This window comes from Streptomyces sp. 4F14, from assembly GCF_048159485.1.
GTDB lineage: Bacteria > Actinomycetota > Actinomycetes > Streptomycetales > Streptomycetaceae > Streptomyces.
Map to the genome: position 1 here is coordinate 84,116 of NZ_JBLRVY010000034.1, position 19,595 is coordinate 103,710.

General features: G+C 71.3%; 12 protein-coding genes. 3 read left to right on the forward strand and 9 right to left on the reverse strand.

Going from position 1 to position 19,595, the window contains the following annotated elements; translation table 11 throughout:
• Positions 1–6: 6 nt before the first annotated feature.
• The 9 genes from ACLZOT_RS41235 to ACLZOT_RS41275 all read right to left on the reverse strand — a co-directional run bounded on the left by ACLZOT_RS41235 (position 7) and on the right by ACLZOT_RS41275 (position 12,992).
• A complete protein-coding gene (locus tag ACLZOT_RS41235) occupies positions 7–2,154 on the reverse strand; it encodes an FHA domain-containing protein (RefSeq protein ID WP_416974337.1) in 2,148 nt (715 codons plus the stop codon).
• 52 nt (positions 2,155–2,206) lie between these two features.
• The gene (locus ACLZOT_RS41240; protein WP_416974338.1) at positions 2,207–3,553 is read right to left on the reverse strand and encodes a vWA domain-containing protein; all 1,347 of its coding nucleotides are present in this window, start codon (positions 3,551–3,553) and stop codon (positions 2,207–2,209) included.
• Positions 3,554–3,636: 83 nt separating this feature from the next.
• On the reverse strand, positions 3,637–4,800 hold the full coding sequence (locus ACLZOT_RS41245) for a PP2C family serine/threonine-protein phosphatase (RefSeq protein ID WP_416974339.1): 1,164 nt from the start codon (positions 4,798–4,800) through the stop codon (positions 3,637–3,639).
• Positions 4,801–7,434, reverse strand: coding sequence for a tetratricopeptide repeat protein (locus tag ACLZOT_RS41250; RefSeq protein ID WP_416974340.1), 2,634 nt, complete (start codon positions 7,432–7,434; stop codon positions 4,801–4,803).
• Complete coding sequence (locus ACLZOT_RS41255) at positions 7,431–8,708, reverse strand: hypothetical protein (RefSeq protein WP_416974341.1); 1,278 nt, start codon at positions 8,706–8,708, stop codon at positions 7,431–7,433. The genes ACLZOT_RS41250 and ACLZOT_RS41255 overlap by 4 nt, the downstream gene beginning before the upstream one ends.
• Positions 8,709–8,784: 76 nt before the next feature.
• Entirely contained in the window at positions 8,785–9,771 is a 987-nt protein-coding gene (locus ACLZOT_RS41260; protein ID WP_416974342.1) for a glutamate ABC transporter substrate-binding protein, read from the reverse strand.
• Positions 9,772–9,785: 14 nt separating this feature from the next.
• Entirely contained in the window at positions 9,786–11,126 is a 1,341-nt protein-coding gene (locus tag ACLZOT_RS41265) for a hypothetical protein (RefSeq protein WP_416974343.1), read from the reverse strand.
• A gap of 344 nt (positions 11,127–11,470) precedes the next feature.
• A complete protein-coding gene (locus ACLZOT_RS41270) occupies positions 11,471–11,656 on the reverse strand; it encodes a hypothetical protein (RefSeq protein ID WP_416974344.1) in 186 nt (61 codons plus the stop codon).
• A 67-nt stretch (positions 11,657–11,723) separates the two neighbouring features.
• The gene (locus ACLZOT_RS41275; RefSeq protein WP_416974345.1) at positions 11,724–12,992 is read right to left on the reverse strand and encodes an acyltransferase family protein; all 1,269 of its coding nucleotides are present in this window, start codon (positions 12,990–12,992) and stop codon (positions 11,724–11,726) included.
• 499 nt (positions 12,993–13,491) lie between these two features.
• Here ACLZOT_RS41275 and ACLZOT_RS41280 point away from each other — a divergent pair, with 499 nt between their 5' ends.
• The 3 genes from ACLZOT_RS41280 (at position 13,492) to ACLZOT_RS41290 (ending at position 19,423) form a co-directional block, all read left to right on the forward strand.
• Positions 13,492–13,992, forward strand: coding sequence for a hypothetical protein (locus ACLZOT_RS41280; RefSeq protein WP_416974346.1), 501 nt, complete (start codon positions 13,492–13,494; stop codon positions 13,990–13,992).
• Positions 13,993–14,081: 89 nt separating this feature from the next.
• Positions 14,082–15,728: a S1 family peptidase gene (locus ACLZOT_RS41285; RefSeq protein WP_416974347.1), complete on the forward strand. Its 1,647-nt coding sequence runs from the start codon at positions 14,082–14,084 to the stop codon at positions 15,726–15,728.
• Positions 15,729–15,925: 197 nt separating this feature from the next.
• On the forward strand, positions 15,926–19,423 hold the full coding sequence (locus tag ACLZOT_RS41290; RefSeq protein ID WP_416974348.1) for a hypothetical protein: 3,498 nt from the start codon (positions 15,926–15,928) through the stop codon (positions 19,421–19,423).
• Positions 19,424–19,595 lie beyond the last annotated feature (172 nt).

A 19,595-nucleotide genomic window follows, 5' to 3' on the forward strand; every position in this document is an offset into this window, starting at 1 on the left:
ATCTCGTCAGCCGCGTCTGATCGTGATCGTCGTCCACGCGCCCACGTGGACCCGGTCGCCGTCCTGCAGCGGGATCGGGACGAAGGGCTGGATCGGTTCCTCGCCGTTGTTGACCGTGGTGCCGTTCGTGGAGTTCTGGTCGACCACCGCCCAGGTGCCGTCCGGTTGCTGGACCAGGACCGCGTGCTGGTGGGAGACGCCGGGGTCCTCCGGGGGGACCGCGAGGTCGATGTCGGGGGTCTCGCCCGTGGAGTGGCGGCGGCGGCCGATCGTGACCTGGTTGCCGGTGAGGGTGCGTTGCTGTTCGGGGGAGTACGCCGGGAGGTTCAGGCCCGCCGCCTCGGGGCCCGAGCGCTGCATCATCGCCATGAAGTAGTCGCGGTCGGGGCCGACCGTCGCCGTCCAGGTACCGCCGGGGGCCGAGCCGGGCTGGGGGTAGCCGTAGCCGCTGCCGCCGGGTGCGCCAGAGGTGGGCGGGGAGATGACCCAGTCGTCCTCGACGCCGCCGAAGCCGGGGCCGGGCGGGGAGCCGGGGCCCGGCGGGGTGCCCTGCTGGGGGAACCGCGGGGGCGCGGTCGCGCCGGCCTGCTGGAACGCTTGGGGCGAGCCTGCCGCGCCGGGGCGGGACGGGTCGCCGAAGGGGCCGCCCTGCCCACCGGGGCCGCCTTGCCCACCCGGTCCACCGGGTGCGCCGAATCCGCCGGGTCCGCCCGCCGGGTTTCCTTCACGTCCGCCGAAGGGCCCGCCCGGGGCCGCACCCGGGGCGCCGCCCTCACGTCCGCCGAACTGTCCGCCGGCGCCCGGGCTCGTGGTGTCCCGCCCGCTGAACAGCCCCGCGGGTGCGCCGGAGCCACCACCGGCGCCGGTTCCCTCACGTCCGCCGAAGGGTCCGCCGGGTCCGCTGGGGTTGGCTGCCTCGCGCCCGCCGAAGCCGCTGGCACCAGGGCCGCCGGCACCAGGGCCACCGGCCCCAGGCCCGCCGGCACCGGGCCCGCCCGCGCCTTCGCGCCCGCCGAAGGGTCCGCCGGGTCCGTTCGGGTTGCTCGCCTCACGCCCACCGAAGCCACCGGCACCAGGGCCGCCGGCTCCACGCCCACCGGCACCGGGCCCGCCAGCACCTTCGCGCCCACCGAAGGGCCCACCAGGCCCGCTCGGGCTGGATGCCTCACGCCCGCCGAAACCGCCGTCACGCCCGCCGAACGGCCCACCGGGCCCGCTCGGGTTGCTCGCCTCACGTCCGCCGAAGGGACCGCCCGGCCCGTTCGGGTCGGACGCCTCGCGCCCGCCGAAGCCACCGGCCCCACCAGGCCCTCCGGCCCCCGGCGACCCCTCCCGGCCCCCGAAGGCGCCGGCGCCCTGTGCCCCTGGGGCCCCCGGCGCCGTACCGGAATCGCGGCCGAAGCCGCCGCCCGAGGTCGGCGGCGGACCACCCGGCCGTCCGCCTCCGCCTCCGCCGAACGGCGGCGCACCGGCGGGACCCGACGGCTCGCCGCCGAAGGGAATCGGTTCAGCGGGGCGGTTCACACGGGACGGGCTGGAGCCCTGGTAGTCGAAGGAGTCACCGCTCCCGAAGGAGGGCGCGGGGTAGCGCGCACCGGCGGGGCCGTCAGGAGCGCCGGGGCCACCGGGCGCACCCGGTCCGCCGAAGTTGCCGGGTCCACCGGTCGTGGCGGGGCCGTTGTAACCCCCCTGCCCACCGGGACCCCCGGGCCCACCCGGCCCGCCGAAGCCCCCGGGCCCACCGGGCGCACCCTGCGTACCCGGTCCGCCCGGCCCCCCGTATCCACCGGAGCCGCCAGGCCCCCTGGGCGCCCCGTAGCCCCCCGCGCCCCCCGGCGCACTGGACGGCCGAGGCGCGGCGGGCGTGTACGACGTAGCCGTGTTCGTCAGGAAGTTCCACCGGCACTCCTCACAGAACGGAGCGCCTCCTTCCCGGGGCGTACGGCACTGCGGGCACAGCTCGGACTCCTGTCCGGGCACGGCGGCGAGGTGCCGCCCACCGGGCGCACCCGGCGTTCCGGGCGGCGGCGGGAAGCCGTACCCGCTGGTCGGCGGGGGCGGCGGAGGCGGAGGTACGGCACCGGCCATGCGGTGACCGCAGACCTCGCACCAGTCGTCGGAACCCGACTGGTGTCCGTTCGGGCAGGTCGGCATGTCGGCGCGTCCCCCTTTCCTCATCTGTGTCGCTCGCTGTCGGTCTGTGGTGTCACTTCTTTACACGAACAGTCTTTGTGGACCGGGTTTCGAGAGTCATCTCGTCGGCCTCCGCGACCTTCGCCTTCAACCGCACAGTACCTGTCGTGGCATCGACCACGTCCACCACCTTCGCAAGCAGTTTCGCGGTATCCGCGTTCCCCGAGACACTCGCGAGCTGAACCGCCCGGCCCAGTTTGGCGGTAGCTCCGTCGATATCGCCCACTTTGCGCAAGTCGAGCCCTTGTTGGATGACTTGGGCCAGTTCGGCCTGCCCGGTGTAGTGGGCGACCTGGGGGTTGATGGAGGTCGAGGCGGCCATGTCGTCGGTCCACACCGCCTTCACCAGCCCCTGTGCGCCGAGGTTCTGCACCGACCCGTCGGCCTGCGGTACGACGAGCGAGACGCGGGCGGCGAGCATCTCCTGACCGACTCCGGCACTCGGCACCTCCACGCAGACGTGGTAGTCGCGGGACTCGTCTCCCCAGGATCCGGTCGGGTAATCCCCGGCCCGGGGACCGGCTTCGGTACGCCGCGAGGTCAACTCCTCGACGGTGGGCGCGACTTGCTTGACGAACTTCACGGTGGTGCCCACCGGAGTCCACAACCGCAGGGCGACGTCGGCGACTTCCTTGCCCATGGCCGTCTCCATCATGGCCGTGAAGTCGGCGGAGAGCCCGGCGGGGTCGGCGACGATGTCGGCGCTGCCGAGCAGGGCGGAGGCGATCCCTGTGACTTCTTTCACTTCCCAGTCGGTCCCGACGCCCCGGGCGTCACAGGTGAACCGGCCCGCGCAGTGGTCGAGGGTCGCCTTCAGCGCCTCGGGCTCCTCGTGCTCGTTGCGCCCGTCGGTCAGCACGATCCCGTGCCGGATCGCGACGTCCGCCGAGGACAGCAGCCGTTCCGCGAGCCGGAGCCAGGTCCCGATCGCCGTACCGCCCCCGGCGCTCAGTTTGCGCAGCGCCTGCTTGGCCTGCTCGCGGGTGGTCGCGTCGGCGACGGCGAGCCGCCCGCCGCCGGGGTAGACCTCCTTGGCGACATGCGTGCCGCCGATCACCGCGAAGTGCACGCCGTCGCGTACGGCGTCGACGGCCGCGGCCGTCGCCTCGCGGGCGCCGCGCATCTTGGTGGGCGGGTAGTCCATCGACCCCGAGCAGTCCACCATGATCGCCACGGCCGCGGAGGGCCCCTGCACCGGTGAGTAGAGGTGCGGCGAGGTGACGGCGGCGCCGATGGTGCCGCCGCCGGTCGAGGTGACCGTGACGATCGCGTTGACCTCGCGCCCGCCCTCGGACAGGTACTCGTTCTGATAGACGTCCACCGCGAACTGCGGCACGTTCGACTTGGAAAAGTTGGCCATATCCGCTCAATTCCCCCTGTGAGCCAAGCACATGACTGAGGCAGCCCCGGCCCCCACCGGGTACCCCGCCTCGGACTGATACCTCAGAGCGATCCTGCCCCCGACACCGCCGCCGGGAACGGTACGACCGCCACTGTTACGTTGTCGTGGCCCCCGCCGTCCAGCGCGTGACCGACCAGCACCCGCGCACTGTGCAGCGGACGCGCCGCCGCGTCGAGCGGCAGCACCCGCGCCATCTCCTCGGCGGCCTCCGCGTAGTTCCACAGCCCGTCCGTGCACACGACGACCACCCCGGGCCGGTCCGGCTTGAACGACGCGGTGTGCGGCTCCAGTTCGTACGCGTCCGCGCCGAGCCAGCCGGTGATCGCGTGGGCGCGCTCGTCGGCGTACGCCTCGGCCTCGTTCATCAGGCCCGCGGAGACCATCTGCGCGGCCCACGAGTCGTCCTCGGTGAGGCGGGCGGCCGGGGAGCGGTCGGCGGGCACCCAGTAGGCGCGGCTGTCGCCGACCCAGCCGACGACCAGCAGCCCGCTCGTGACGACCGTGCCGACGATCGTGCAGGCCGGGGCGTTCTGGTGCGGGGAGTGCTCGCGGGCCCCGCCCGGCTCGTCGGCCAGCGCGTTCACCGCGCGCGCGGCGGCGACGATCCCGTCGTGCAGCGCCTGCTGCGGGTGGGTGCCCAGGGGGAGCGCGGCGAGGACCGTGTCGTGCGCGGCGCGGGCCGCGGCCTCCGACGCCTCGTCCGGGCGGGTCGCCGAGGAGACGCCGTCGCACACGATCGCGACGCTCGCCACGGCGCCGTCCGGCAGGGCGGCCGTACCGACCGCGAACGCGTCCTCGTTGCGGTGGTGGCGCAGGCCCCGGTCACTGACGGCGGCCAGCGGGCCCGACTCCCGTTCCATGTGGTCGCGTTCGCGGGGCTGGGCGTGGCCGCAGTTCTCGCAGTAGCCGTCGCCGTCGACGCGGCCCGCGCGGCAGGCGACGCAGACCAGCGCCGCTTCGGCGGCGGCTCTGGGGTCGGGGGCCTGGAGGGGGTACTCCTCGGGCTCGGCGCGTTCGGGGGCCTCAGGCCGGTCGAAGCGCACCCCCGAGCCGTTCAGGGTCAGCGTCGGCTGGTCGTCCGGGCGCGGGGGGAGCGCCGACAGGTCGTATCCGCACGCGCCGCAGTAGCGGTCGCCCGACTCCAGGGGCTCCGCGCAGCTCGGGCACGTCGGCAGGGCTGCCTTGGGGGGCATGTACGACATCAACTACACCCATGTCCGGGGGCGGTAACGGTTGGCACGTTCCACCAGGTCGATCCTCTCCTCACCGGCGGTGGCCAGCCGGGCCAGCGCGCGGTACGAGCGCTCCAGGCCGAAGCGCAGGCCCCGCTCGTCGAGGTCGCTGCCGAGCAGCGTCCGCGCGGGCGCCGGGTCGCTGCCCCGGCCCCCGGAGAGTACCCAGTCGAGGGCGCTGCCGAGGACTTCCGCCGACAGCCGCTCGCGCCGCTTCGGGTCCAGACCGTACGCGTCCAGCGCCTCGACCTGCGCCGCCGAGGCGGTGAGGTCCTCCAGGAAGGGTACGTCGCCGCTGCCCGCCGTCCGCTGCCGCAGCCGCGCGCGGACGGCCGCGACCCGCGCCGCCGTGTAGTGGATCGACGACTCCGGCACAGACTCCAGCGTGCGTACGGCGCCGGCGCGGTCGCCGGACGCGAGGCGCACCCGGGCCAGTCCGAACGCGGCGCTCACATAGCTCGGGTCGGTCGTCCACACCAGGCGGTAGTACTCCGCCGCGTTGTCCAGCTGGCCCAGCACCTCCGCGCACAGCCCCAGCGCCAGCTTCGGCGCCGGCTCGCCCGGGAACGCGTCGTAGATCGCGTCGAAGGCCAGCGCCGCGCTCTCCTGGTCGCCGGTGACCAGCGAGGACAGGCCCCGGTACCAGACGACCCGCCAGTCGTCCCCCCGCTCACCCTCCAGCGCCCGCAGGGCAGTTGCCGCCGCCTGCGCGTCACCGGTCTCCAGCCAGGCGCGCACCTGCCGCAGCCGCGTCTCCACCGAGGGGTTCGGTACGGCCTCCAGGGCGACGGTCAGCTCACCGGCCGCCGTCGCCGAAAGCCCCGCGAGGAAACCGGCGTTGGGGTCGGTGGGGTCGACCAGGGGGGTCGGGAGGGCCAGGGAGGCGGTGGGGGCGTCGGCGGGCTTGACGAGGGTGGTGGGGACGGGCGGCGCGGTGGTGAGGGAAATCACCGGCGCCGACGGGGAGTTGGCGCTTCTCGCGGCAGGGGGTATCGCCGCGCGCGTCGGGTCGCTCGAAATCTCCGTCGCCGTACGGCTGTTGACGAACGTGGTGACCGACGGGCTCGCCACGGCCGGCGGGAGGCTCGCCGTCACCGGCACCGGGACGGCCACCGCTCTCGGCGTCAACAGCCGGGTGAACCGGCCCGACTTGACCGTCCGCGCCCCCGACCGCGAGACCTCGCCGTCCAGCCGGGGGAACAGCTCCGTGTCCGTGACCCGGGTCTCCGGGCCGAACAGCGTCGACAGCGCCGGCCGCGCCCGGCCCGTCTGGACCGACACCACCTCGCGCAGGACGCCCGTGAGCTGCTCGGCCATCTCCTGCGCGGACGCGAACCGGCGGGCCGGGTCCGGGTCGGTGGCGCGGACCAGGAGACGGTAGAAGGACTCGTACGTACGGAAGACCTCGATGTGGTCGGGGTCCGGCAGACAGTCCGCGAAGACCGTCGTGTAGCCCTGGAAGTCGAAGGTGAGGACGGCGAGCGTCCGGCCCACCGTGTACAGGTCGCTGGCCACCGACGGGCCGACCTCCGCGACCTCCGGCGCCTGGTAGCCGACCGTGCCGTAGATCGCCGACTCGTCGTCGTCCATCCGGCGCACCGCGCCCATGTCGATCAGCTTGAGCTGGTCCTCGGTCTGGATCGCGTTGTCGACCTTGAAGTCGCAGTACAGCAGGTTGCGGCTGTGCAGGTGCCCGAGCGCCTCCAGCGCCTCGATCCCGTACGCGCACGCCTGCTCCACCGGCAGCGGATCGCGCCGCCCGTCCGAGGCACGCCGTGAATTCGCTATCTCCTTCAGGGACTTGCCGCCCACGTACTCCATGACGATGTACCCGTCGAGGGAGCCGGTGCGCTGGTCGAGGTGCTCGACGAAGTTGTAGATGCGGACGATGTTGGCGTGCTCGATCTCCGCGAGGAAGCGCCGCTCGGAGATCGCCGCCTCCATCGCGTCCTGGTCGCCGGTGTCCAGCAGGCCCTTCAGCACCACCCAGCGGTCCGACACCGCGCGGTCCACCGCGAGGTAGACCCAGCCGAGCCCGCCGTGCGCGAGACAGCCCGCCACCTCGTACTGGCCGTGCACGACGTCCCCGGCCTTCAGCTTCGGCACGAAGGAATAGGGGTGACCGCACTTGGTGCAGAACCCCTCGGTGCGCCCCGCCCGCTCACCGCGCGAACGGCCCACCGGGGCACCGCAGTCGGAGCGCGAACAGAACCGCTTGCGCTCCGGCACCTCCGGGTCGTCCAGCACCATCGCGCGCGGATCCGGCCTCGGCACCTGCGGCACCGACACCAGCCCGGCCCCGAGCCGCGCCCGCCCCGACGAACCCGCCGACGCGCCCGAACTGCGCACCGACACCGACCGGTTGGAGGCGTGGCCCGACAGCGAGCGCGACAGCCGGCCCGACACCGAACGCCGGGATCTGGACGACTGCGACGAACTCGACGACGGGGCCGGCGTGATGCCGCTCGTCGCGGACGAGCCGACCATGCCGGTCGCCGACACCACCGGGGCCAACCCGCAGGTGTCGCAGTACAGTTCACCGCCGCCGACGTCCTCGTACGCGCCCTCGCACCCCGGACGCTGGCAGCTCTGTGCGGCCTGACTCATGAAGTCCCCCCAGTTCCCCCGGTCTGCCGGTCCCGAGGACCCGCCAGCAGCTCCGCCGCCAGCCGCTGATACCGCAGCACCGCCTGCTCCGCGACCCGCAGATCGCAGGGCGCGCTCCACAGCATCCTGCGCGCCGCGTCGTACCGCTCGATGAGGAACGGGTCCTCGGCGAGCCCCAGCCGTGCCACCTTCGCCTTGTACGCGTCCAGCCGCCCGCGCAGCTCCGCGCGGATCGCCAGCGGCGCCGTCACCGCGCCCAACTGCTCGCGGGCGCGCTCCAGTTCGTCGTCCGCCTTCTGCTCCAGGGATTCCAGCAGCGGGGAGAGCCGGTGCCACTGGCCCTGTCTGCGGTACTCGGCCGCCGCCGCCAACTGCTCCTGGAGCGCCGTCGGCGGGCCGTTCACCACCGGCACCTCCGTCGCCGCGATCTTCGCCAGCACCTCGCCGCGCGCCGACCGCGCCTCGGCGAGCGTGCGGTCCGCGCGGGAGAGGACGTCCCGGAGCATCACCAGGCGCTGCTCCGCGTCCTGACGTACCGTCAGTACCGCGTCGATCTCCCGGCGGACGTCCTCCAGGGCGCGCGCCTCACGGTCGTACACCGTCGTGTCCGGACGGCCGCCGCCCGGGGCCGAACTCCCCTTCGTGGGAACCCAGTGGGCGAGCGGGTCCGAGACGACCCGGGCGCGCAGGTCGGTGAGCGTGCGGGTGATCCGCTCCAGGTCGTCGCCCGAGGGGTGCTCGCCGGGGCGCACGCCCACCGAGTGCGCGAGGCGGCGGGTGCGCTGCAACTCCGCGGCCAGTAAATCGATCCGGGCCGGGAGCGCCGACCACACCGCGTCCGCCGCGACCACCAGGTCCAGCGACGACGCGTACAGCTCGTTCATCCGGTCCACCAGGGCCGCCAGCGAGAAGTGCTCCGCCAGGACGCCGGTGCCCGCCAGGGATATCGGCTCCCCGCGCAGGAGCTCCGTCAGCTCCACCAGGTCCTCGCGCGAGGACCAGCGGCGCCGGGAGCGGATCTCGCGCGCCGAGCGCAGCGCGTCCGCGTACGCGTCGAAGTACGTCCACAGCAGGGATATCGCCGTGTCCGCCGCCGCCCAGCGCTCGCGCGTCACGCCGGTCAGCTCGGCACCTTCGAGGAGCCGGCGGCCCGCGTGGTCCTGGAGCGCCAGCAAGGAGGTCTCGATCGCCTCGTGCTCCTGGCCGAGCCGCGCCAGCGCACGGTCCACCTCGTCCCGGTCCATCACCGGACCAGGGGGTCCCGCGACGCCCATCGATCACCTCTCGTCGTTGCTGCCGGAGTTGTTGCCCGGTACTGGTCCGTTCGATCTTCCCTGTCCGTGCGGTGGTCTAACTGGTGCGCAGATAGACCGGGTTCGGGGGGAGGTACGGCGCGGAGTCGGAACCCATCGTCGGTGACAGCCACTTCGTGTACGACGTCTGCCAGCCGCCCGAACGGTACTGCGCCAGCACCTGGTTGACCCGGCTCACCAGGTCGTCCGCGTCCGACTTCATGGCGACACCGTAGAACTCGGTCGTGAACGCCCTGCCCTTCAGCTCGACCGTCGGGTCCTGCGCGGCCTGGCTCGCGGCGAGGGCGCCGTCCGTGATGATGGCGTCCGCCTCGCCGAGCTGGAGCCTCACCAGGCAGTCGAGTTGGTTCGGGACGACGAGGGCGGTGGCGCCCTGCTTGTCCGCCTCCAGCTCCGTCTCCGCGATCGAACCCGACGCCACACAGACCTTCTTGCCCGCGAGGCTCTTGTCGAAGCCGGTGATCTCCAGCGCGGCCTTCGGCGCGAGAACCTGCTGACCCGTCCTGAAGTACGGTGCGGAGAACGCGACTTGCTTGATCCGGGTGCAGTTGATCGTCATGGTCCGTACGACCATGTCGACCTCGCCCTTCTGGATGGCGTTGATCCGCTCGTTCGTCGGGATCGCCCTGAACTGCACGGCGTTGCGGTCACCCAGGATGTTCCCGGCGATCTCGTGCACCAGGTCGATGTCGAAACCCTCCAGCGCCGCCCTGGTGTTGTTCGGGTCGCGGTAGCCCCAGCGGTAGCTGTTCTGGTCGACGCCCACGATCAGCTTGCGCTGCGCGCCCGTCCGCGCCTTGATCCTCGCGATCGTCGCGCCGTCCGCCGTCGACGGGCGCAGCGTCTGCGCCTCCGGGCTCTTACAGGTCTCCGCCGCCTCGGCCGTGTCCGCGACCGGCTGTGTCTTCTGTCCGTCCCGGTGTTCCCGCGCCAGCGGCAGCAACAGGGCGACGGCCAGCACGAGTACGCCGACGACGGCCGCCATCACGCCGACTCCGCCCCAGCCCTTGCCCCTGCCCGGCATGGATCCTCCCCTGCTCATCGGAACTCCGACAGTCTGCGGCCGATGCCGAGCACCGCGCCGGCGGCGGCGAGGACGGCGAGGACGCCCGCGCCGAGGGGGAGGCCGGTGAACGCGCCCCGGCCGTCCTCGGCGGCCCGCTGGTACTCGGCCTCCTCGTGGGCGAGGGCCTTCTCCAGGCTCGTGTCCACGGCGTCGAACGACTGGTCGGTGGTCCTCCCCGACCCGACGACCAGGCCGAGGGCGTTCTCGTAGTCGCCGTTCTCGTCCGCCGAACGGGCCTGCGCGTGGCGGGACTTCCACTCGTTCACACTCTGCCGGGCCGAAGTGACCGGATCCTGGCCGGACTTGTCGTCCGCGAGGGTCTCCGCCCGGCCCAGGCCGGAGACGAGCCTGCCCATCTCGTCGCCGTACTCCACGTCGTACTTGTCCTTCGTGTCCTTACCCACCTTCGTGGTCTCCGCGCCGCGCGCGATCAGGGTCAGGTTCTCGTTGCCCCGCGCCTTCAGCGCCGCGATCCGCGCGTCGTGCAGCACCGTCAGCGAACGCACCCCGTGGTCGTACGAGGCGGTCAACTCCGCGCGGGCCACGCTGTGTCCGACGGCCAGCCACAGCAGGACGACCGTCGTCGCGCCCGCCGCCGCGACCAGGCCGTGGCTCAACACCCGGTTCGTGCGCCGGTATTCACGCACCTGCGCGGCGGCCAGCGCGGCCAGCGCGAGGACGCCGAGCGTCAACGCGGCCCAGGGGTACGGCTTCGCGGCCGCGTAGTCCGCGTCGAGGCGGTCGTTCTCCTGGGCGTAGAGGCTGTGCGCCGCCTCCAGCATCTCGTCCTGCATCTTCTGGTTGGCGTACCGCAGATAGGCGCCGCCGACCGGGAAACCCAGGCGGTTGTACGTCCGCGCCCGCTCCACCAAACCCTTGTACACCGGCAGGGCCGTGTTCAGCTTCGTGATCGCCTCCGCCGAGGCGGAACCCGGACGCGCGCTGCCCGCCGCCTTCACGAGCTTGCGCGCCGCCGCGTCGATGTTCTCCTCGTACGTCCGGCGGGCCTGGGGCGTCTCCTGGCCGCCCGCGAGGAACGCGCTCGACGCGGCCGTGTTCGCCTCCGCGAGCGCGCGGTAGATGTCCGCCGCGTCGCTCGTCAGGGGCTGGCTGTTGTGCAGGACGTCGTCGGCCGCGTCCGAACGGTCGGTCATCTGCCAGGCGGTCACCGCGCCGAACGCCACGACGAGCACCGCCAGCACCGCGCCGATGATCCGCAGCCGGCCCGGCTCCGTCGTCGCCGCGCGCCTCAGGCGCTCACTGTTCTCCGCCCACGCCGTTCTCCGGCCGCCCGCATCAGGCCGATTCCCCACTGCCGACCTCCCCCTGGTCCCGTCCGCGCCGCAAGTATCACCGCCCCGAGGCCCACCGCGCACCGGACTTCACTGGATCTTGATCGGTTCGTGTCACCACCTGCGCGGGGACCTTCTGCCCATGAATACGCGGGGAGCGTGTGTTCGGTTCCTTATGGGGGTCTTCCAGGCTTCCAGCCGACCCGCGGTACGTGGGGGAGGAGGGCGTCGGCGAGTGGACAGTGACTGTACGGGTACGGCGCATCAGGAACCGGACGGCCGGCGGAGACATCGGCGAACTGAAGTTCATCCGGACCACCGTGGACTTCCGCCTCGGGGGCATCTCGTGCAGCGCTCCGGCCGAGTCAATGCCCGCTGCGTGGACTCTCGTCGCCAACGCTCAACTCGTCACCGCAGCACGGGCAGAGGGTGTCTTCGTCAGGCCAGCCGGGCTCCCCGAAGGGGTACCCGCCGTCGCTGGTGTCGGTGGTCTCCCGCTCGGGGCCGTTCAGGCTCCCGAACTCGGAGCGGCTTCCGGGGGTGGACGTCATTGCTGTCCCCTTCCTTCCACGATGGTCATAAGTACCCCCCTCGTTCCGATGCGACCGCGTCCCCAAGTCAGCCCACAGCGGCCTTCTCCTTGGCCGGGGCGGGAGAGACAGGGGCGGGTCCGGCGGGGGTGCTCCTGCCGAGGTCCTTCAGACGCAGCGCCGGCTGTTCGACGAGGTGCCAGGACGCGGCGGCCAGCGCGACGGTGAGCGCCATCGTCAGCGCGAAGTAGACGGCCAGCCCGAAACGGGGTACGTCGAGGACGGCGAGGGTCTGCTGGACGAGGAAGCCGTAGATGTAGATGCCGTAGGAGTAGTCGTTGCGGGCGCCGATACGGCGGAAGGGGCCGGGGAGGCGGATCGCGAGCCACAGGAGGGCGTAGGCGAAGGCCGGGACGCCGACGACGAAGAAGTAACCGAAGTGCAGGCTGCCGGCCATGACCACGAGGGAGATGACACCGAGCGGGTCACTGACCGGGATGCGCTCCTTGTACAGCTCGATCAGCATCCCGAGGGAGAAGGCGAAACCGAGGTAGATCATCCACACCGGCGTGACGAAGCCGACGCCGGGCAGGTCGACGGCGTGGAAGTAGTGCGCGTCGTAGGCGCCGGCCCAGAACCGCTCGTCGATCGCCTGCCGGATGACGAGCCAGCCGAGAAAGCCCGTGAGCAGGAGTACGGCACGCCGCGCGCGCGTGAGGACGCCGGTGACGGCGAGGACGGCCACGACGACGTAGCACAGGGCCTCGTGACGCAGCGTCCACAGGGAGCCGTTGAAGGCGGCGTTGTGGGTGACACCGGCGACACGCTGATGCTGCATCAGCCCCGCGATGTCGTACTGCCGGGTGGCGATCAGCCAGTTGGCCTTCACGTGCGCGACGAGCCCGCCGGGGCCGTTCAGTCCCGCGAAGGTGGAGTGGACCTTCCAGTACAGCAACGGCGCCACGACGAGCACCGTCACCGCCAGACACACCCAGAACCCCGGGAGGATCCGCAGCGCCCGGTGCCACAGGAACCGGCCGACTGGAAGCCGTGCGCCACTGCGGGCGACGAGGATTCCCGAGAGGACGAAGAAGCCGTACACCGCCAGTTTGCCCAGGTCGGTCTGGCCGCCCGTGAAGGTGTGGCCGAACTCCTTGCCGCCGTATCCGAGAACCCGGGCGTGGGACGCGACCACCGCGGTGGCCAACAGAAGTCGGAGCAGCCCCAGGCTGTTGTTGCGCCCTCTGAGCAGTTCGGCGACGGTGCCGTGCGACCAGCGTGGCGTGTACGTGAATGTACGGGTCCCGACCCTGACCTGACGGGTGGCTATGTCTGGCAGGTCGGTTCCGGATATCACGAAGAGTTCCCCACGGGTCGCGGACTACGAACAAGGGAGCGCAGACACAAGGTGACGAAAAGAGATGCCCCCGGGTCCCCACCCTCACCGGCCGCAGACACGGCTACTCCCCCTTACAGAGAGGGAGACCCTAACAAAACACAAAGTGAAAACAAAGCCACCACATGGCCGACGCCCAGCCCGACACCAGATGTGTTGATCTTTGACATACTTCGCCCGTTTTGAGGGCGAGTAGGCAGAACACCCCCTCTTTACGTCTATTTTGCGAAGGCTTTGTTTTTCCTCTCGCCTTTGTTAATCTCGATTCTCGCAGGGGGGCTGCTTCGGCGATGGCCGAGTTAACGAGATTTCACGCCAGAAGGCTGAAATTCGCCGCGAGTGACGTGTGTCACCTCGCCTCATTTCCTTCGTTCGGGCCGTCGCTTTCTTTCGCCTTTGGTTCGACTGATCGAACAACCCCTCTGTGTTCTTCAATGTTCCCTACACGGAGGGATTCTTCGTGATTTCCAGACCTCTCGGACTGCTGGGCGCAGCTCTCATCAGCGCCGTCGCTCTGGCCGGCGTCGCCACCTACGCCGTGGCCACCCCGGCCACCACCGTCCGGACCACCGCCGACGGCGCTCCTCCCGTCGTCGTGGAGGACTTCTCGTACCCCGACGCCGCCAGGATCAAGACCGAACAGGGCATCACCCTCAAGCGCGGCGACGGCAGCATCACCCTCACCACCTGCGACAGCGCCGCCACCAACCAGATCCAGGTCTGGACCCGGGAGAGCACCGACGGCAGGTTCTGCTTCCGTTCCACCGCCTCCACCGGATGGCTCACGCTGGAGGTCCCCGAGGTCTACGCACTCGCCACCGAAGCCCGTGCGGTCCGCGCCGAGTTGAGTGCCGAAGGCAAGAGCCAGACCGTCAACGTCGCCAAGGGCGAGTTCAAGGGTGTCGGCGAGGGAGTCGGCGGCACGCCGACCGTCCTGCTCGAACTGCGCGTCACGGGCTGATCCGCCCGTCTCTCCTCGGCGTGAGCGCGCTCGACCGCGCCGCCGAGTCGATCCAGCACATTCTCAGCGGACTTCACAGAAAGTGTTCCATGCGCCGTACCCCATCACGTCTGCGTACCACCGCGCTCGTCACGACTTCGATCGTCGCCGTCTCCTTGGGCACCAGCACCCAGGCCACAGCGCTGGACGGTGCTTCTGTAGCAGCCCCGTCATATGCGTTCACCGCGAAACTGGCAATCGGTGACACGTTCCGTTCCTGCACCGGCACCCTGGTCAACGCGCAGTGGATTCTCACCGCGAGCAGTTGTTTCGCCGCCGATCCCTCGGCCGGTTTCACGGTCGCCGCGGGTGCGCCGAAATGGAAGACGACCGCGACGATCGGCCGGACCGACCTCGCCACCACGGCAGGTCAGGTCAGGGACGTCGTGGAACTGGTCCCGCACGCGGACCGTGACCTGGTGCTGGCCCGGCTCGCCACCCCCGTACGCGGTATCACCCCGCTGCGGATCGGTGCGACCGCGCCGACGGCCGGCGAGCAGTTCAAGGGCACCGGATACGGCCGGACCAAGGACACCTGGATACCGGGTACGCTGCGCTCGGGCACGTTCACGGTCAACCGGGTCGACGCCACCGAGCTCCAGATCGACGGCACGCCGGTCTGCAAGGGCGACACCGGTGCGCCGGTCTTCCGGGAGAAGGACGGCCTGCTGGAGCTCGCGGCGGTGACGACCGCGTCCTGGCAGGGAGGCTGCCTCGGTGTCACCGAGACCCGTACCGACGCTCTCGCCACCCGTGTCGACGACCTCGCCGCCTGGGTGAGGCAGTCCACCGCCTCGACGCTCACCCCGTGGCGTCTGCAGATGGTCACCGTCGCGAACAAGGACCTCTTCCACACGGCGCGCGACAGCAACTGGGACTGGTCGGCCTTCGGCGACGTCGAGCGGGCGGCCGGCGGTATCGGCGACATCGCCCAGGCGTCCGACGCGGCCGTCAGCGGCACGAACACCGTGCTCGCCCTCGGCGCGGACAACGTCGTGTACGAGGCGAAGCGCAACCCCAACGGCACCTGGGTCGCCTTCCGTCCCCTGACCGGCGAACTCGGCGCACTGGCCGGGCTGAAGAAGATCGCCGTGACCTCCATCGGCTCCAACCTGGGCCTGGTCGCGATCACCGGCAGCCGGGTCCACCACGCCGTGCGGGACGCCTCCGGCACATGGTCGAAGTGGGGCGACGTCACCGCCGCGGCCGGCACCCTCACCAGCCCCACCGACGTCACCGTCACGAAGGTCGGCGACACCACCCACGTCGGTGTCATCGCCAACAGCGGCAAGGCGTACCACACGATCCGCAACACCAATGGGACCTGGGACACCTGGGGCGAGATCACGAAGATCTCCGGCGCACCGGCCACCGTCCGCTCGATGGCGTTCTCCGGCACCAGCACCGCCGACCTCCAGGCCGTCCTCGTCGAGCCCACCGGGACCGCCCGCCACGTCGCCCGCATCGCCGACGGCACCTGGACCTCGTTCGGCAACCTCACCGGCGTCCTGGGCACCGGCCCGGTGACCGCCGTCGACGCCACGACCGTCGACAACGAGTTCCACACCGCGGTCATCCGCGACGGCCGCATCCTCCACACGATCCGCCACGTGGACGGCACCTGGGAACCCGCCGACACACCCCCCGGCGCCCCCGCCGACCCCACGTCCCTCGCCCTCACCGGCAGCTGGAACTGACCTCTGACAGGGCTCCGGCTCGCTCGGCGGGCCGGAGCCACCTCATGAAGCGGAGAGGTTGTCGTTTCTTGACAAGAAGAAAAAATAAATCGATAAAGCTCCTTACGGAAGGGGCTGCCGTAGTCCGGCGCGGCAAAGTCAGGCAGTCGGCCACGGCGCTGAGTCTCTCGTTGCTCATGGCCCTCTTGGGCGGGCTCATGTCCGGTGTGCCCGCCGCAGCGGTGGACGAGCCATTCGAACCCGATCCGACGGGCCTTGAACACATTCCGCCGACGGACCGGGGCAAGGTCCTCGCAATCTGGAAGACCGGGGGACCCGGTACACGCGCGGCGGCTGAGGTCGCTCTCACCGGTACCGATACGGACGTCCGCCGGTTCCTGGACCAGGAAGCGGCGATTGCGCAGCTCAGCGACGACCGGGTCGGCACCGTACAGATCCTCTCCATGGGCGGGCGCGCGGTGCGCGAGGCTGCTCGGACGGCGCTCGCCGGCACCCCGCAGCAGCTGACGACGTTCCTCAAGGACGGCTGGCAGAAGCCGCTGGAAGAGGACCAGCGGGTCCAGGCCGCGCAGGTCGTGTCCTTCGGCGGGCGCGAGGTGCAGGCCAAGGGCCGGGCGGCCCTGAACGGGACCATCCAGGACGTCCGGGGCTTCCTGAACGACGGCCAGTACGCGGCCCGCGACAGTGACGACCGCGTAGCCCTCGTACAGATCATGAGCACGGGTGGCCAGGCCACCCGTGAGGCCGGCCGTGCGGCTTTGAGCGGCACGGTGGACGACGTGCGCGAGTTCCTCGCCGTCGGCCAGTACATCGCCCGCGCACGTGACCAGGAACAGGCGACGATCGCCGACCTTGCGCAGCAGGCGACGGAAGCGGGACGGCAGGCAGCCAAGGAGACCGAGGCGGCCAAGGAGGCATCGGCCCGGGCGATCGAGGCCACGCAGCTCGCCAAGGAAGCCGCGCAGAAGGCGGCGAAGGAGACCGAGGCCGCCGGCGCCGACGCCCGGCGGGCATCGAGCGCGGCCGGACGAGCCGCAGACGCCGCCCAGGGTGCGGCGCGCGCGGCCGAGCAGGCCATCGCTTCGGCAGCCGCCGCCAACACCTCCGCGCGGATCGCCGCCAACGCCGCCTCCCAGGCCGCATCGGCTGCCGCCGCGGCTGCCCAGGCAGCGTCGCAGGCACGTAACGCCGCAGCGGACGCGGCGACCGACGTGACCAAGGCCGACGCCGCGAACCAGGCCGCGCAGAAGGCCAGGGACGCCGCGCAGGGTGCCAAGACCGCAGCCATCGCCGCCGACTTCGCCGGGCAGGCCGCCACCGAGGCGGGCAACGCGGCGCAGGCTGCCATCAGCGCAGGAGCCAACGCGGATGCCGCTGCGGCTGCGGCGACCGCGGCGAGCGGACACGCGGGCGTGTCCGACGCCGAGGCCCAGCGGGCGCGGGCCGCCGCTGCCGACGCCCATCGGCATGCCGCGAACGCCACCAGCGCGGCGAACACCGCGCAGGCACTGGCGAACCGGTCGGCCAAGGCCGCTTTCGAGGCACGCGACGCCGCCAACTCGGCTGCCACCCACGCCGAGAACGCCGCGGCAGCCGCGGAGGAGGCCGCGAAACACGCGGGCGACGCCGCGAAGGCCGCCACGGAGTCCACCAAGCACGCGAACGCGGCCACCGCCGCGGCGAACGTGGCCACCGCCGCCGTCGCCACGGCGCGCAAGACGTTCGACCTGGCCCGGGAAGCCGAGACGGCCGAACTGGCCGCCCGCAGCGCGCAGTCGACGGACCGTGCCGAGTACGTCAAGCAGCTGACCGTCGAGCGCGACGCACGCGGAAAGGCCCGTGCCGAAGAGGCGAAGGCGAAGGACGCCGAGTCCGCCGCCCTCGCCGAACAGGCCGCACGGCCCGACGTGGACGTGGTCGAAGCCGCGGCCGAGGGTCGCAAGGTCGCGCTGCACATCGCGTCGACGCGTGGCCCATGGAGTGTCACCGCGGCCGAGGTGGCGCTGGCAGTCTCGGACGGGCAGGTCGTCGAGTACCTGCGGACGGGTTTGAAGCGGGCCGAGGAACAGGACGAACACGGCCGGGTCCTCCAGCTGGCCACCGACGCGGAGTCCGCCGACGTCCGTACGGCGGCCGAGGCCGCGCTCGACGGCGACGCCGCCTCTATCCGCGCGTTCCTGGCCACCGGCCAGCACACGGCGGCTGCTCACGACTACCGCATCGAGATCACCAGGCTCATCGACGGCGCCGGTCCAGGGGTGACGGAGGCCGGGCGCGCTGTGCTCGACTCGAACTCCACCGACCGCATGCGCCAGTTCCTCACCACCGGCTACTTCACCGCCCGCACCGACGACGAGCGAGTGCGCGCCGTGCAGCTGATGGAGAGCGGCGGCGCCGAACTGCCGGCCGCCGCGAAGGTCGCCCTGGCCGGGCCGCCGGACGTGCTGCACGCGTTCATCAGCGTCGGGCAGTACTCCGCTCAGCGCGCCGACTTCCTGACGGCGACCCATGTGGCACGTGTCCAGCGGCTGGTCTCGGGCGCGGCCCGGGTCTCGGCGACCGCCCAGCAGAACGCGGCCCTCGCGCAGAAGGTCGCCGCCGAGGCCCGCAAGGCGGCGTCGGAAGCGGCCGGGTACGCCCAGCAGGCTGCCGCGTCCGCCAAGCAGGCGGACGAGTACGCCGCCCAGGCCCGTGCCTCCGCCACCGCCGCCGAGAAATCAGCGGCCCAAGCGGCAGCCTCCGCCCGCACGGCCCGCACGGCCGAGGCGAACGCCCACGCGGCGGCCCGCCAGGCGAGCAACTCCGCTGCCCAGGCCACCGCTTCGGCCGTCGCTGCCCAGGGCTCGGCCGGCGCTGCCTGGGAAGCCTCGAACGAGGCACGTGCCTCGGCGGACGCCGCGGGTAAGTCGTCGACGGAGGCGGGAAAGGCCGCCGACGACGCGTACCGGGCCGTCACGACCAAAATCCTCCAGGAGATCCAGGAAACCCTCCGTGACGCCGACTACCGGCGAGACGTGGCCGAAGCCCAAGCCTTCGAGGACGCCCTGGCCGACCTCGCGGCAGGGGACGAGAGCAGCTGGTGGGACTACATCGCCACCGGCGGCCATCTCGTCCTGGACGCCGCGGGCATGATCCCCGTTGTCGGCGAGGGATTCGACCTCGCCAACTGCGGCTGGTACGGGGCCGAGGGCGACGCCATCAACGCCGGCTTGTCGTGCGCGGCGGTGATTCCCGTCGTCGGCTGGGGCGCGACGGGTGGCAAGTGGGGGAAGAACGGCCTTTCGGCGGTCGAGGCGTTCGGCAAGTCGATGCGGGCCGATGGGAAGGTCCCGCATGTCTGGGCTGCCTCGAAGAAAAAGAAGAATGTCGAAAATGCTGCCTGGCACTGGGGCCTCCATAAGGGAGAATTTCCGGAGATTTCTTCACTTACGGAGTATGTGGAGTTGGCTCACCGTATGAGATCCATGAATAAAACGCCACCTCCAAGTGGGTACCGCATATTCGATCGCCCTGGCGGCACGGGTTATGTGATCTACGAGAAGAGTACTAATACTCTGACTTCGTACACTCAAGACGGCATACCGAAAACGCTGATGCGGCCGGAGCCCGCGTCGGCCACCAATCCTCGGGGATATGACCCAGGCAGATACCCTACACTTGAACACTACCTCAAGGAAAACGGTGTAGAGCGGTGAAATATCCTGCCGCAGAAGGAGTCGAACAGTAGATGTCATCCACCCCTGAAAATCCCCTTGATCCCGAAATTCTGTCAGGGTCTGATCGGGAGACCATCTGCCGTGTCTGTGGATACGAGGACGGGTCTTCGTTCTGGGAAGGGGGATGGCCGGACGAGAGTAATATCTGCCC

Coding starts and splice junctions, on each gene's coding strand:
- ACLZOT_RS41285 (WP_416974347.1), top strand. CDS start 14,082: ATGCGCCGTACCCCATCACGTCTGCGTACCACCGCGCTCGTCACGACT.
- ACLZOT_RS41260 (WP_416974342.1), bottom strand. CDS start 9,771: ATGCCGGGCAGGGGCAAGGGCTGGGGCGGAGTCGGCGTGATGGCGGCC.
- ACLZOT_RS41250 (WP_416974340.1), bottom strand. CDS start 7,434: ATGAGTCAGGCCGCACAGAGCTGCCAGCGTCCGGGGTGCGAGGGCGCG.
- ACLZOT_RS41235 (WP_416974337.1), bottom strand. CDS start 2,154: ATGCCGACCTGCCCGAACGGACACCAGTCGGGTTCCGACGACTGGTGC.
- ACLZOT_RS41255 (WP_416974341.1), bottom strand. CDS start 8,708: ATGGGCGTCGCGGGACCCCCTGGTCCGGTGATGGACCGGGACGAGGTG.
- ACLZOT_RS41240 (WP_416974338.1), bottom strand. CDS start 3,553: ATGGCCAACTTTTCCAAGTCGAACGTGCCGCAGTTCGCGGTGGACGTC.
- ACLZOT_RS41290 (WP_416974348.1), top strand. CDS start 15,926: ATGTCCGGTGTGCCCGCCGCAGCGGTGGACGAGCCATTCGAACCCGAT.
- ACLZOT_RS41270 (WP_416974344.1), bottom strand. CDS start 11,656: ATGACGTCCACCCCCGGAAGCCGCTCCGAGTTCGGGAGCCTGAACGGC.